The 14439-nt window shown below is 46.7% G+C and carries 11 protein-coding genes; 6 read left to right on the top strand and 5 right to left on the bottom strand.

The features are described 5' to 3' along the window. The first annotated feature begins 11 nt into the window (after nt 1-11). Nucleotides 12-410 carry a response regulator gene (locus tag GJU82_RS12825; RefSeq protein ID WP_153632503.1) on the top strand — a complete coding sequence of 133 codons (399 nt, stop codon included), beginning with the start codon at nt 12-14 and terminating at the stop codon, nt 408-410. 3 nt (nt 411-413) lie between these two features. Here GJU82_RS12825 and GJU82_RS12830 read toward each other — a convergent pair whose 3' ends face one another. Both GJU82_RS12830 and GJU82_RS12835 read right to left on the bottom strand, forming a co-directional pair. After that, nucleotides 414-782, bottom strand: a complete 369-nt coding sequence (locus GJU82_RS12830; RefSeq protein WP_153632504.1) for a YraN family protein — start codon at nt 780-782, stop codon at nt 414-416. Beyond that, nucleotides 779-1684 (bottom strand): LD-carboxypeptidase, encoded by a 906-nt coding sequence (locus GJU82_RS12835; protein WP_153632505.1) that lies wholly within the window; start codon nt 1682-1684, stop codon nt 779-781. Before GJU82_RS12835 ends, GJU82_RS12830 begins: the two co-directional genes overlap by 4 nt. A 296-nt stretch (nt 1685-1980) precedes the next feature. Between GJU82_RS12835 and GJU82_RS12840 the strand changes: the two genes are divergently transcribed. Further along, a complete protein-coding gene (locus GJU82_RS12840) occupies nt 1981-2286 on the top strand; it encodes an isoamylase early set domain-containing protein (protein ID WP_153632506.1) in 306 nt (101 codons plus the stop codon). On the opposite strand, the gene GJU82_RS12845 is transcribed toward GJU82_RS12840, so the two are convergent. Next, complete coding sequence (locus GJU82_RS12845; RefSeq protein ID WP_153632507.1) at nt 2269-2490, bottom strand: hypothetical protein; 222 nt, start codon at nt 2488-2490, stop codon at nt 2269-2271. The two genes, GJU82_RS12840 and GJU82_RS12845, sit on opposite strands and share 18 nt — an antisense overlap. A gap of 199 nt (nt 2491-2689) precedes the next feature. On the opposite strand from GJU82_RS12845, the gene metG reads away from it, so the two are divergent. Further along, complete coding sequence (gene metG, locus GJU82_RS12850) at nt 2690-4723, top strand: methionine--tRNA ligase (RefSeq protein WP_153632508.1); 2034 nt, start codon at nt 2690-2692, stop codon at nt 4721-4723. A 554-nt stretch (nt 4724-5277) separates the two neighbouring features. Beyond that, nucleotides 5278-9735: a PKD domain-containing protein gene (locus GJU82_RS17780; protein ID WP_194831052.1), complete on the top strand. Its 4458-nt coding sequence runs from the start codon at nt 5278-5280 to the stop codon at nt 9733-9735. Between the two features lie 168 nt (nt 9736-9903). On the opposite strand, the gene GJU82_RS12865 is transcribed toward GJU82_RS17780, so the two are convergent. Then, entirely contained in the window at nt 9904-10932 is a 1029-nt protein-coding gene (locus GJU82_RS12865) for an SPOR domain-containing protein (protein WP_153632511.1), read from the bottom strand. 161 nt (nt 10933-11093) lie between these two features. On the opposite strand from GJU82_RS12865, the gene galE reads away from it, so the two are divergent. Together galE and GJU82_RS12875 are read left to right on the top strand one after the other, a co-directional pair. Further along, on the top strand, nt 11094-12122 hold the full coding sequence (galE, locus tag GJU82_RS12870; protein WP_153632512.1) for a UDP-glucose 4-epimerase GalE: 1029 nt from the start codon (nt 11094-11096) through the stop codon (nt 12120-12122). After that, a complete protein-coding gene (locus tag GJU82_RS12875) occupies nt 12123-12566 on the top strand; it encodes a GDP-mannose 4,6-dehydratase (RefSeq protein ID WP_153632513.1) in 444 nt (147 codons plus the stop codon). It begins immediately after the preceding gene. A gap of 327 nt (nt 12567-12893) precedes the next feature. On the opposite strand, the gene cysS is transcribed toward GJU82_RS12875, so the two are convergent. Next, nucleotides 12894-14366, bottom strand: a complete 1473-nt coding sequence (gene cysS, locus GJU82_RS12880) for a cysteine--tRNA ligase (protein WP_153632514.1) — start codon at nt 14364-14366, stop codon at nt 12894-12896. Nucleotides 14367-14439 lie beyond the last annotated feature (73 nt).

Below are 14439 nucleotides of genomic sequence, written 5' to 3' on the forward strand. Positions count from 1 at the left end.
ATCGTAACAAAATGACGAAAAGAATCCTTCTGGCAGAAGATAATTTGATGAGTCAAAAACTGGCGCTGCTGGGATTAAAAAATTATCATGTTGATGTTGCGAAAGACGGGGAAGAAGCGGTAGAATTGTTTCGCAATAATGCCTACGATGTTATTCTGATGGATATCCAAATGCCCAAAATGACGGGGGTGGAAGCTACCCGGGAAATACGTCAAATCGAAGTTTTGGAGAATCGAACCCCCCGGACTGTGATTCTGGCACTTACGGCCGATGTGTTTTCCAGTGTCACCGACGAATGTACCGAAGCCGGGATGAACGGGTTCTTTCCAAAACCCTTCCGCCCGGCGGAAATGTCAGGCCTCATTGAGGAAATGTACACGAGATACACGCACACCACTGCACCTGAATAGATCCTAATTTACGGGAGGGATAAAGGCACCAGGATAATGTTGCAGCTCGAACTTTTCACCGTAAAATACAACTGTAACCACATCAAACCGGCTTTCCACATCCAGGTTTCGCATACGCAAAAAAGCATCTGCAGCCACCACCAGATTTCTGATTTTCCCTGTTGAAATGGCCTCCAGGGGATGTTCATATTGATATCCTGTCCGGGTTTTCACTTCTACAAAAACCAAATCATCACCGTGGTACGCAATAATATCCAGTTCTTTATGATCGAAAATCCAGTTTCGTTCGATAATCCGATAACCTTTTCTGCTCAGATAATCAGCAGCTATCTGTTCACCTTTTTCACCCAGTTCCTTTGATTTACGGGTCATAGCTGAAAATTTAGACGAGACTCCTTTTCACCAACAATTAGCTGTGTTTGAGCTCCCATGATTAATGGATAATTCGGCATCACATGGCCGGCCGGGAAACCGAACATCACCGGGTAACGATATTCGTCAACCGCCTCCCGGATAACCTCTGCAGGCTCTTTCCCGTAGGCTGTATCACCATCTTTCATATCGGCAAAATGACCGACTACCAAACCACTAAGTTGCTCAAGAACACCCGATATTTTCAGGTTCATCATCATCCGGTCGAGGTGATAGAGGTACTCACTCAAATCCTCAATAAACAGAATATTGCCTTCCGGCGATAAATCAAACGGGGTCCCGCGCAAGCTGTAAACAATTGACAGGTTTCCTCCGATCAACTTACCCAATGCTTCACCACCACGATTTAACGGATGATTTACTTCTTTAAACCACGGTATTTTCCCCTTCAATAATTCAATCGTTAGCCGGAAACTTTCGGAGGGAACGCCGTCCTGATCAAAAAATGCAGGCATTACGCCATGGACGGAAGCAACACCGTTCAGGTAAAGAAAAGCGTGAAACACCGTTATGTCGCTAAAGCCGACAATCCATTTCGGATGTTGCAAAAATTTGCTCCAATCGAGCAGTTGATGTGTTCGAAGACTTCCGTAACCTCCCCGGGCAAAAATGATGGCTTTTACCGATTCGTCATCCAATACCTTTTGCATATCGGCTGCTCTTTCGGCATCGGTTCCGGCAAAGACGCCCGATTGAGCAAAAGCATTCTCTCCGATTTCAACCTCAAAACCTTCTTCCCGGAGACGTTTTGAACCATGCTTAACGATTTCCGGATTTACTTTCCCGGCAGGAGAAACAATGGCGATTTTGTCGCCGGCTTTGAGGTACGGTGGGTATATCATAAAAACGTATTTGAATTGTTGTTATTCAGAACCAGTTAATTCAGGCCAATCCGAAATTAACTGGCCCATATTTTATCCAGACTATGAAATTAAGAAAAGAAAGCATCCACACAAAACAGTTCCCGAATACCCTCTGTCCCGGTATTTGTTTCCAAATTGTTTCTATAGTGTGAATATTTCATAAACAATTGCATTTCAACGAAATTAGACACCCGGCATAACTATATTGCTTCTATCTTTAGATTTGTAATCCCTGCATTAACAGGAAGATAAGTTTCACCAAAACCTCGTTTTAAATGAGTATCAAAAAACAGACGTTAAAGTCAAAGCCGGTATGTAAAGTAACATTCCGGATTCCGAAAGAGATGGCTCCTGAAGCCAATGAAGCAACTGTAGTTGGAGATTTCAACAACTGGAAAGAAAATGTTACCCCGATGCAAAAACTAAAATCAGGTGATTTTACTGTGACATTGGAATTATCGCAAAACCAATCCTTCCAATTTCGCTACCTGGTCAATAAATCGGTCTGGATTAATGATGAGGAAGCTGATGGCTATGCCCCTAATGCCTTTGGCGAAGAAAATTCAGTTGTCAACACGTAATGAGATGAGTAATGCCGGTACCCCACCGGCTTTTTTTATTCCGGCGCCTCCCGCGTTTTTTGCAGAATTTTGCCTCCTGGTCCGTTTCCCTTTAATTACATGATCGGCATAGTTGTTTTTCAGTTGCGGGCTTTTCACAGCATCATTTATCTCAACGGCAATAATCCCGGTGAGAACTGCAATAATAGAGTAGCCGATAAGCATTGCTGATGTATTTCCCGGGAAAATTTACACCAGGAAAATAAAAGCGAAAGAGTCGCGGATAAAGTTCAGGTATTGTGCAAAAGCCGATCCCAATTTTCGTTGCCGGAATTTACCTGACAAACCCCGTTGCATTCCGTAGGCATTGATTATCTTTGTGCTTCAACAGAAAAAATCATTCATCAACGATATTTCATACAACATGAGTCAATACAAACGAACGCTTATCACCTCGGCGTTACCCTATGCCAATGGTCCGGTTCACATCGGTCACCTGGCCGGCGTATATGTTCCGGCCGACATTTATGCCCGTTACCTTCGTCTCAAAGGAGAGGAAGTGGCATTTATCGGCGGATCGGATGAACATGGCGTTCCCATTACCCTGAAAGCAAAAAAAGAAGGCGTAACCCCACAGGATATCGTCGATAAATATCATACCATCATCAAAGAATCGTTTGCCAAATTCGGCATCTCCTTTGATGTTTATTCCCGCACCAGCGCTAAAGTGCATTATGAAACTGCATCCGAGATTTTCAAAACCCTTTATGATAAAGGCAAATTTATCGAGCAGACTTCCGAGCAATTTTACGACGAAGAGGCCAAACAATTTCTGGCCGACCGATATATTACCGGGACCTGCCCAAAATGTGGCTACGAAAAAGCTTACGGCGATCAGTGCGAAAGTTGCGGTTCATCACTCAATGCGACTGACCTCATCGACCCGAAATCGGTACTGAGCGGAAACAAACCTATCTTAAAAAAGACCAAACACTGGTTCCTGCCACTCGACCGTTATGAGCCGTGGTTACGTGAATGGATCCTGGAGCAACACAAGGAATGGAAGCCGAATGTGTACGGGCAGTGCAAATCGTGGTTAGATGGTGGATTAAATCCCCGCGCCGTTACCCGCGACCTGAGTTGGGGCGTTCCGGTTCCGGTGGATGGTGCTGAAGGCAAAGTGCTCTATGTTTGGTTCGATGCACCTATCGGGTACATTTCGGCGACTAAGGAGTGGACACCCGATTGGGAAAAATACTGGAAAGATCCGGAAACCAGGCTGGTCCACTTCATCGGTAAGGACAATATTGTTTTCCACTGCATTATTTTCCCGTCAATACTGAAAGCTGAAGGAAGTTATATTCTGCCCGATAATGTTCCCGCCAACGAATTCCTGAATCTCGAAGGCGATAAAATTTCGACTTCAAGGAACTGGGCCGTTTGGTTGCACGAATATCTCGAAGATTTTCCCGGCAAGGAAGATGTGCTGAAATATGTACTCACTGCCAATGCCCCGGAAACCAAAGACAATGATTTCACCTGGAAGGATTTCCAGACACGAAACAACAGTGAACTGGTCGCCATCCTCGGCAACTTCGTTAACCGGGCACTGGTGCTGACCAACAAATATTACGATGGTGTAATTCCGGCAGCAGGCGAACTGGCAGAATATGACCGCGAAGCCCTGGCCAGCATCAGCAAACTGAAAGAGGCCGTGGAAAAATCGCTCGATAATTACCGTTTCCGGGAAGCCTTGAAAGGTGCAATGGATATGGCCCGTTTGGGAAATAAGTACCTCGCCGATATGGAGCCGTGGAAAGTGGTGAAAACCGATCCGGAGCGGGTGAAAACCATCATGAATGTCTGCCTCCAGATAACAGCCAACCTCACCATTGTTTTTGAACCGTTCCTGCCCTTCAGCATGGACAAGCTCCGTAGTTTCATGAATCTGGAGAAACTCGATTGGTCGAACCTTGGGCGCACTGATTTGGTTGCTGCCGGCCACAAAGTAAATAAACCGGAGCTACTCTTCGAGAAAATTGAAGACGCTACCATCCAGGCGCAGATTGACAAGTTACTGGCTACAAAGAAAGCCAACGAACTGGAAACTGCTAAAGCCAAACCGGTCAAAGAGAACATCGAATTCGACGATTTTGCCAAGCTGGATATCCGTGTTGGAACCATCATCGAAGCAGAGAAAGTGGCTAAAACCAAAAAGCTGCTGAAGCTGAAAATTGATACCGGAATTGACAAACGGACCGTGGTTTCGGGCATTGCCGAATATTATACGCCCGAAGAAGTTATCGGCAAACAGGTTTCTATATTGGTGAACCTGGCTCCTAAAAAACTCCGTGGCATTGAGTCACAAGGCATGATTCTGATGGCCGAAAATCCGGACGGAACCCTGGCATTCGTTTCACCGGACAGGGCCATTAAGAACGGTAGCGAAATCAGATAATCATCTGGGTTAAGAATAATTCAAACGGCCATTCCGCAAATTTGTGGGATGGCCTGGGGAATTGCCAATGGCCTTCCTGACAAAAAAACCTATCTCCCGGTCGTGCAAAAAGGATGGAACGCATTCGCAAAGAATTTTTAGCAGACAACCTTCGAAAGATTGGAAAACCTTCAAACGAATAAATCCATAATATAGTAGATTAATAAAACAATAAAATCCGTTTCATAAATCCTGGTATAGCAGCTAAAAGGCTCTTACCAGGATTTTTCTATTTTCTCCAAAGCCTTCTTCCGCTGTCAGTCTTATCGGAAAACTTTTTACGATTTGAATACCTGATTGTACAATCTGAAAACTATCGAAGACGACTTTAGTCGTAACTTTCGTTTGGTACTTCTTCTTTCTAATCATATGAATTCTGTGCGTATCCCACTTTTCGTCCTCTGCACAGCATAATCATTCTCATGAAGAAAAAATACCTAACCAAAAATCAAATTAGTAACCTAAACCTTATTAATATGTCTTTCCTCTCTACGCCTCGAAAAAGTCTGGCATGTATGAAACATTTCACACTGTTATTCATGCTGGCAACCATCAGTCTGGGATCGACTGCCCAAAACCTTCCTTTTAGTCTTACCGGCTTAAACGAATCAGGGAATCCGGTTTACGCTCCGGAAATGGCTGTTTCAGGAGAAACGGTTCACACCATATGGATAACCAGAAATACGGATAATACGTACACCATGAACTACCGCAGGTCTACTGACAGCGGGATAACCTGGGAAGCAGTGAAGACACTCTTTACCAGCGATGCCGGGTCATGGCAAGGTATGGCCACCAGCAACCATTTCAAACGGCTAGCTGTAGATGGCAATAAAGTATTCGTCATGATACAAGCTGGAAATGTGGATGATAAGGCAGTGCTTTATTTGGTTTCTTCATCCGATGGTGGCGCTACATTCAATACACCGAAATCAGTATACGAAGGTGATGTGTACTTTTCCGTTGATGATTCCTATGTGCAATACACCAACGGAGTTTTATACAATGTGTTTATCACACACAACAACAATAACGGTGCGACACAATTTCACCTTTTGCGTTCAGCCAGTGACGGTGCCGATATAACAATCAATCCGTTTTTGGCGCCGGACAGTTGGGGAATCGATGATTTTCTGGCCGATGGAAATGATCTCTATATACTTTATTCCTATTCCCATTACTATTACGGTTTTAACTCAGGCATCGTGAAAATGGCCGTTTCGCATGACGGGGGAAGCACATTCAGTGAAAAAGGGCTTTCCATTCCCGCAGAGGGATATACCGATGGCCGCCATCGTGCGCTAGCCTCTTCCGACCGGAATGCTCCCCGCATCGGGAAATCCGGCTCAACGATTTCAGTCGTTTGGTCGCTGGTCGATTCCGATGAGAAACATCATTTGCGGTATGCCCGCTCTACCGATAACGGCGATACCTTTTCCACGCCGGTCTCCCTGGCAAGCGACGATGACGTATCTGGAACCATTTACGCGAAGCGAATGACGACGAAAACCCTCGGCGAAGACATCTACATCATGTTTCCCGATTACATCATCAATAAGGCTTCTTCCATGTATCTGTTATCCTCACATGATAATGGCAACAGCTTTTCTGCAGTTAAAACACTCAGCGCCAATTACAGTTACCCGAAAGGCGACCTGCCATTGCTATCGCTTACAACTGATAAAGTGACGGCGGCCTGGGGACCGGGAGTCGCGCGTTATTCCAACGATAAAGGTGAAACATTTGACGGCGGTCAGATGCTCTATCCCTATTCAACATACTTGTATGCAATGAATTTGCGCGACTTCTTTACAGATGAAGAGGGGAACGTATTATTCCTCGGAAACGGAAGAGTTACCTCTGATGAAGAAAATCAGGTGATTCTTGGTCGGTTATTTCCTGCTGTCACACCTTCGGAAACCAACAGTGCCTATTCAATCACCAGGGGCGCAGATAATCCATCCTACCTGGAAATTCCGGAAACTCCGGAAGTAGCGATCGACTCTGCTATCACGGTCGAGTTTTGGGCCCGGATTGACATTACCACTGAAGGAAGTTCGAGCTTCCTCCTCTTCGAAAAGCTCGACAGCCATGCCGGTTCCAACAACAAACAGTTCGAAATCGAAGTGATGCGCGATTATGGCACAACCAATAACCCCAGGCTGAGAGGAACACTGATTACCGACAAAGGAACGTTTGTGAATGATGCATATATCGATTTGTACGATAATAAATGGCACCACATTGGCTATAGCTACGACGCCCGTGCCGGGCTGAACAATTACAAACTATTTGTTGACGGAAAAGAGGTAGCCCGTCAAACCGTTACCGGGAAGATTGAACCCGATCCGGGCGTTTTCGTTTTTGGCCCTTATTATCTCAGCAATGCGTTAAATCTCGGACTCGATGAAATCCGGATCTGGGGAAAAGGCCTGACGACGGATGAAATCCTTGAAAACGCCGTGCATTCGTTAACCGGAATGGAAGACAGTTTACTGGTTTATATCAACTGCAATGAGAGTTTGAAAGACCTGACCGGTCATGGTGCCGACGGTTTCAATCTGGCGTCAGGCGAATTCACAGCCAATCCGCCTCAGCCGCCCATAGTTAATTTTGAAGCGTATCAGAATATCCAAACTGTTAGTTTCAATCAGGAATCAGAAAATGCCACCCAATACACCTGGGATTTTGGAGACGGCGAAACCTCTGTCTTAGCGAATCCAACGCACGAGTATCCCGGTCCCGGCGAATACGAAGTTACCCTGACGGCTTCGAATAACGGAACATCCTTTTCGGCAACCAAAACCGTAACCATCGGGGGAATTGCCAAAATTGAAGACAACGTAGCCGGAAACACCGGTTATGCCACGGTGAAAATTTATGGCGGCGGGTTAAACGATAATTCTACTTTCAAAATTACGATGGGTGGCGAAGAAGTTCTTGCCGAAGGAATCAGTCTGTATCAACCCGGAATACTTATCGGGACACTCGATTTGCATGAAAAAGCCGTTGGGAAATGGGATGTCGTGGTACAGACTGGTTCGGGGACCGTTACCATTCCCGAAGGTTTCACGGTAGTGGAAGGGGAAGAAGCCTCGCCTTGGGTGGAAATACAGGGACGTGGCCGCATTCTCTTCAACATGTGGCAAACCTATACCATTCGTTACGGCAACGACAGTAATGTGGATGCCCTGGGCGTTCCGCTTTTCGTTATTGTTCCATGGGAAACGGAAGTCGAATTGATTGATTTTACCATCAGTTTTAACGGTTACGCTGAGAGTAACGGGGAAGAAATACCAGCGGAATTGCTCCAACCATACTATGAAACAACCCAGGTAATGGGAGAGGAATTCCATGCCAAAGTTTATCCGTTTTATGTGCCGATTATTCCGGCCAATTCCAGTAATGAAGTACATATCAGGCTAAAATCGCCATCCGATATCCGGGTTCTGGCCTGGGTTTCCGGGCCATTCTTCGGCTCGCCCATGGATGAAGAAATTCAGGATTGCCTGCTACGTGCTCAGGCCGGGGCCGTTACCAACGGTTTAGTGAACCTCGCTGCCAGTGCACTTCCCGGTGCCGGATGCGTAAAAGATGTTGTGACCACTTACATTTGGAACCCGTTGGATTTCTCCAAACCGAAAGCCGACGAGAAACCTTCGTGGGGAAGCTTGATTTGGAATTACGCCAAAACCGTGGCCGGTTGTGCCGTCGATTTTGTTCCGGCTGCCAAAGCCTACGAGCTGGCCATCGGAGTCTTCCAGTTTGGAGCTGATATTTACGATAATTATCAGAAAGATCAGGAATGTCGCAAACTGGCGAAACAATCGAAGAAGGATCGGGGGATAACAGCCGTGTCTTCGTTCGACCCCAATGAGATCGTTGGACCGGACGGCCCCGGTGCAGAAAAATACATCGCCGAAACACAGCGTTTCCCCTATTCCATTTACTTCGAGAACAAAGCGACAGCCTCGGCGCCGGCACATATTGTAACGGTTACCGACACCCTCGATTTAACACGCTTCCGCGCCAGCGATTTCATCTTCGGCTCTTTCGGGTTTGGTGATACGATTATTACGCCCGCAACACAAGAAACTTATCGCTTTTCATCCGATGTTGAACTTAACGCGAACTTGCTTCTTCGGGTAACCGGAAAAATCGACACGCTGACCGGCGTGATTAGCTGGCAATTTGCTTCGCTCGATCCGTTAACCATGGATATTCACGAAGATCCGGCAGTAGGATTTCTGCCACCCAACGTCACATCGCCCGAAGGAGAGGGATTTGTCTCCTTCACGGCAGGAGTGCATGACCCGGCTGCGAATGGAACGGTTTATGAAAATCAGGCCACCATTGTATTCGATGCGAATGAGCCCATTAAGACCAATATCTGGCAAAATACAGTAGATGTTATTCCTCCTGAAAGTCAGGTGCAACAACTGGAAGCCCAAACGGGGCCGACGAACTTCACCGTTGCCTGGAGTGGCACAGACAACGCCGCCGGAATTGAATACTACGATATCTACGTAAAAGCGAACGGGGAAGGCCCGGTACTATGGCTGGTCCACACCAAAGAAGTTTCGGCGGAGTTTGGTGGCGAAACGGGCTCTGTCTACAAGTTTTACAGTGTGGCTACCGATAATGTAGGCAACACAGAAGAAACTTCCACTACCTATGATGCCGAAACCCTGGTAACCCGTTCAGACGATGTTATTTCACTGAATGAATCATGGACACTTTTCCCAAATCCGACAAAGGGCGGGTTAAATCTTTCTATTAACGATATGGAAGGTGAATTGGTCCTGTTGGAAATTTATTCGGCTACCGGGAACAAAATCTGGGAGCAACAGATTCCGGTCCACGGCTGTCAACAGAATGAACAGATTAATCTGAGCCGTTATCCTTCCGGCATTTACTTTGCCCGATTAACAATCGGAAACGAAACGACGAACAAAACAATCATCTTGAAATAACCAAAACCATACCCCGAAACCGGCTCCTCTTTTTTGCAGAAGCACCAAAAGCCGGATACTCCCCCCATTCTGCCATCCCGTTCAACCGGGATGGCTTTTTTTGAGCCGGGATCAGACATAAAAAAGGCCGGCAGTCATGCCAGCCCGATATGGATAGTCATTATTTTTCTATTCTTCCAATAACCAGATTCCCGATTTCGGATTGCCCCTGGTCAGATTGTCCAGTACCGCCAGTGCTTCATCCCGGTCGTTGTACGACTGAATGGTAACACGATAGAAACCGTTGTCCAGATTAAGGATCCGGGAATCGTACCCCTGACGGACCAATTCATCCTGGTATTTCTTTGCGTTCATCTCGCTCTTAAAACTTCCGCCAACCAGGTAAAACCGGGTGGCATTAGCATTTGAAGCGGGCTTGCCGACCGTAACAACAGGTTTGTTAACCGCCTGATTGTCTGCCAATGCTCCAACTGTATTCGGCTTAGCTTTGGATTCGGCCGGTACCGGTTCGTCCGGGATTTTATCAGCCCCCACAAACGTATCAGCCGGCGTGCTGTCAATCACTGATAAAACAGAGGAAGTAGTTGATGCCTGATCGCCTGTCTGAACATCTCCACGTTGCATGTGCTCGGAGAGCGGTATCAAGGTCAGTGCCAACATCAGCGGAACGCCGATAAGCAATTTTTTCGCTGTCCGCGAATTGAAGACCACCCGCACAGTTTCCTTGTCTTCGAAACGGGAAGTGGCCCGAACGATATCGGTACGCTCGATTTTCGGAAAATGAAAATCTCCCATTCCATAAGAACCAATCAAGAGGTTCTCTGTCAACTCCGGCCCAAAAATCAGCTTCTCATGCCTGTCGTAATGCAACGAACCGATATAACTGAATTCCAGTTTCTCACCATTTTCGAGCTTCGACCATGCTTCGTCAACAAATTCGGCAATCATCTGCCGGGCTTCCAAATACCCGATTCCATCGCTTTCAGAGATATGATTTACCAGCAAACCATCGTTCCCGGTTAACTTGCTGTTAAAAACAATTTCTTTTCGCGGGGGAGCAAACGTATTTCGGTTATAATCGATCCCGGCCGGTTGGTAATTCGAGATAAAACCACCCAGTTCCGGAACGATAACACAATCGTGAATTCGAATCAGTTCAATAAGATAGATGCTGATATCCATTTTCCCTTTTAGCATTTCTTAGCAATCAAATGTAGCGAAAAAATAGGTGAAGACAAACCATACTTTACAATAAAGCCGTCAAACAAAATCCTTAAAGAACTGATCCTCCTGAAAGGCAAAATTTTATCCTATTATTCCTATTTTTGGAATTCGACAAAAACGAAAGGGCCCTATTCATGAAAAAGCAAATTCTGGTAACCGGTGGAACGGGTTACATTGGATCGCATACCGTTGTTGAGCTTCAGGCAGCCGGGTACGACGTAGTCATCATCGATGATTTATCGAATTCGAGCGCCGATGTCGTAGATAACATCGAAAAGATATCCGGTATCCGTCCGGCATTTGAGGAATTTAACCTGCAGGATTACAAGAAACTGGAACCATTCTTTGCCAGGTATCCCAAGATCGGGGCCATCATCCATTTTGCCGCCAGTAAAGCCGTAGGTGAATCAGTGGAAAAGCCACTGCTATACTACAGAAATAACCTGGTCTCGCTGATGAATTTGCTGGAGATGATGCCCCGGCACAAGGTTCCGAATCTTGTTTTTTCCTCATCGTGTACTGTTTACGGCCAGCCCGATGTACTACCGGTAACCGAGGACACCCCGCGGAAGGAAGCCGAATCGCCCTACGGGAATACCAAAGCCATTTCGGAAGACATTATCCGCGACAGCGTGAAAGCCATGGAAGGAATCAACGCCATTGCTTTGCGTTATTTCAATCCAATCGGTGCGCATCCGTCGGCACTTATCGGGGAACTGCCCCGTGGTGTACCGAATAATCTCGTTCCCTTCATTACCCAGACAGCTGCCGGTTTGCGCGAAAAGCTGAGTATTTTTGGCGATAATTACAACACTCCCGACGGGACCGCTGTCCGTGACTACATCAACGTAGTCGATTTAGCGAAAGCCCATGTGGTAGCTATCGGACGCCTTCTGGATAAGAAAAATCAAGCTCACTATGAGTTTTTCAATATCGGAACCGGAAAAGGGGCTTCGGTACTGGAACTGGTGAAAACCTTCATTGAAGTTACGGGAGTAGGCCTAAATTACCAGATTGTAGACCGCCGCGCCGGTGACATCGAGCAAACGTATGCCGACACCACAAAGGCAAACAAAGTTCTGGGCTGGAGGGCCGAAAAATCGCTGGGTGAAACCTTGCTTTCGGCCTGGAATTGGGAGAAAAAGGTACGAAACATTCAGTAGATTGATTTATTTCCCTTAGCATCCCTTAAAACATATGACTATGCAGAAGACCATGCCCGGGCCATCGATCTCATTTTCCACGAAGGAAAACAAGGCGCTACCTACAACATCGGCGGGAATAACGAGTGGACAAACATCAATCTCATCCGTACCTTATGCAAGGTGATGGACAAAAAATTGGAACGAAGCCCCGGAACATCGGAACAGCTCATCACTTACGTGAAAGACCGTGCCGGACACGATTTACGGTACACTATCGATTCATCAAAGCTGAAGAAAGAATTAGGCTGGAAACCATCGCTACAGTTTGAAGAAGGCATTGAAAAAACCGGAAACTCTATTCTTCCCCGGAAGGTGAACAGCCCATGCACATTTGATCACGGCTTCCCTGGGACTTGGACGGCCCATTCACATTTATGCACGCCTTCCCTGAGAGTTGGATGAGGCACGCACATTTGTGAAAGGCTTCCCTGAAAGTTGGACGGCTCATGCACATTTGTGAAAGGCTTCCCTGAAAGTTGGACGGCTCATGCACATTTGTGAAAGGCTTCCCTAATGGATTGGACGGGGCACGCACATTTGTGCACGCCTTCCCTGAGAGTTGGACGGGGCACGCACATTTGTGCACGCCTTCCCTGAGAGTTGGATGAGGGACGCACATTTGTGTATGGCTTCCCTGTGGATTGGACGAGGGACGCACATTTGTTTTTTTTCAGGACAGCTCCCGTTTAATAACGCAGGCTCCTATTCGTTATCAACTATTACGTTGTCCTATTTCTTCAACTCCCAGGAAAATCCATCCTTGGTGTCTTTTATTTCAAATCCAAGGGCACTCAATTCATTTCGAATTTTATCAGCGGTTCCCCAGTCTTTGTTTTTCTTGGCCTCCATCCGAAGGTCCAACAGTAAATCAACTACGGAGTTCATCGTGTCGTTGCTACCGCAGCCGGCCTGTTCTTCGGCCTGCAAGCCCAGAATGTCGAATGCAAAGGTGCGATAAAGTTGTTGAAGCGCGGTCAAATCCCCGGCAGATATCTTTTCCTTCCCATCGTTGATGGAATTAATCATCTTCACGCCATCAAACAAATGCGCAATCAGAATGGGGCTGTTCAAATCATCGTTCATCGCTTCGTAGCACTTTTCCTTCAAAGCGGCTACATCAACGGTTGATTCAGCGGATGTTGGCAGATTTTCCAGCATTTCAACCGCTTTCATCAAACGCTCCATCCCTTTTCCAGCCGCCTGCAGCGCTTCGTTTGAGAAATCGAGCGGACTGCGGTAATGCGCCTGAAGGATGAAGAAACGGACCGTCATTGGGCTGTAGGCCTTCTCCAGCAAACTGTGCTTACCTTCGAACAACTCGTTGAGCTTAATAAAATTCCCCAGCGACTTGCCCATCTTCTGACCGTTGATGGTAATCAGGTTATTGTGCATCCAGTAATTCACCGATTCATGTCCGGTACAGGCTATACTTTGTGCTATTTCCGCTTCATGGTGGGGAAACAGCAAATCCATTCCGCCCCCGTGGATGTCGAACCGTTCGCCCAGGTATTTGGTGCTCATGGCTGTACACTCCATGTGCCATCCCGGATAACCGTCGCTCCAGGGCGAAGGCCAGCGCATGATATGTTCGGGCGTTGCTTTTTTCCACAACGCAAAATCCATCGAAGATTTTTTCTCCGATTGTCCGTCCAGCTCCCGGGTATTGGAATAAAGGTCTTCCACTTTTCTTCCGGAAAGTTTGCCGTAGTGATGGCCTTTCGAGAATCTCTCTACATCAAAATAAACCGAGCCGTTGCTTTCATAACCATACCCGGCTTTCAAAATCTTCTTGACTGCCTCAACCTGCTCAATGATATGCCCCGATGCCATTGGTTCGATACTCGGTGGAAGGTTATTCAGCCGGGCCATATTTCCGCGGTAGCTGTTGGTATAAATCTGCACCACCTCCATGGGCTCCAATTGCTCGACCTTCGCTTTGCGTTCAATCTTATCCTCTCCTTCGTCAGCATCGTCAACCAGGTGTCCTACATCGGTAATGTTCCGCACGTAGCGTACCTTATAGCCCACGTGTTTCAGGTACCTGAAAAGCATATCGAACGTGATAGCCGGCCGGGCGTGCCCCAGGTGTGCTTCACCGTAAACTGTAGGCCCGCAAACGTACATTCCCACAGCTCCGGGATGAATGGGTTTAAACAATTCTTTCTTCCGCGTAAGCGTATTGTAAACGACGAGCTTGTCCATTCGGGTTAAGAATTAAAAAACAGATGCACAAAGGTAGGAAAATCAGGGAGGATGAAAAAGCGACATACCACAG

Origin of the sequence: Prolixibacter sp. SD074 (assembly GCF_009617895.1) — a bacterium.
Taxonomy (GTDB): Bacteria; Bacteroidota; Bacteroidia; order Bacteroidales; family Prolixibacteraceae; genus Prolixibacter.

Coding starts and splice junctions, on each gene's coding strand:
- GJU82_RS12825 (WP_153632503.1), top strand. CDS start 12: ATGACGAAAAGAATCCTTCTGGCAGAAGATAATTTGATGAGTCAAAAA.
- GJU82_RS12865 (WP_153632511.1), bottom strand. CDS start 10,932: ATGCTAAAAGGGAAAATGGATATCAGCATCTATCTTATTGAACTGATT.
- metG (WP_153632508.1), top strand. CDS start 2,690: ATGAGTCAATACAAACGAACGCTTATCACCTCGGCGTTACCCTATGCC.
- cysS (WP_153632514.1), bottom strand. CDS start 14,366: ATGGACAAGCTCGTCGTTTACAATACGCTTACGCGGAAGAAAGAATTG.
- GJU82_RS17780 (WP_194831052.1), top strand. CDS start 5,278: ATGAAACATTTCACACTGTTATTCATGCTGGCAACCATCAGTCTGGGA.
- GJU82_RS12845 (WP_153632507.1), bottom strand. CDS start 2,490: ATGCTTATCGGCTACTCTATTATTGCAGTTCTCACCGGGATTATTGCC.
- galE (WP_153632512.1), top strand. CDS start 11,094: ATGAAAAAGCAAATTCTGGTAACCGGTGGAACGGGTTACATTGGATCG.
- GJU82_RS12840 (WP_153632506.1), top strand. CDS start 1,981: ATGAGTATCAAAAAACAGACGTTAAAGTCAAAGCCGGTATGTAAAGTA.
- GJU82_RS12835 (WP_153632505.1), bottom strand. CDS start 1,684: ATGATATACCCACCGTACCTCAAAGCCGGCGACAAAATCGCCATTGTT.
- GJU82_RS12830 (WP_153632504.1), bottom strand. CDS start 782: ATGACCCGTAAATCAAAGGAACTGGGTGAAAAAGGTGAACAGATAGCT.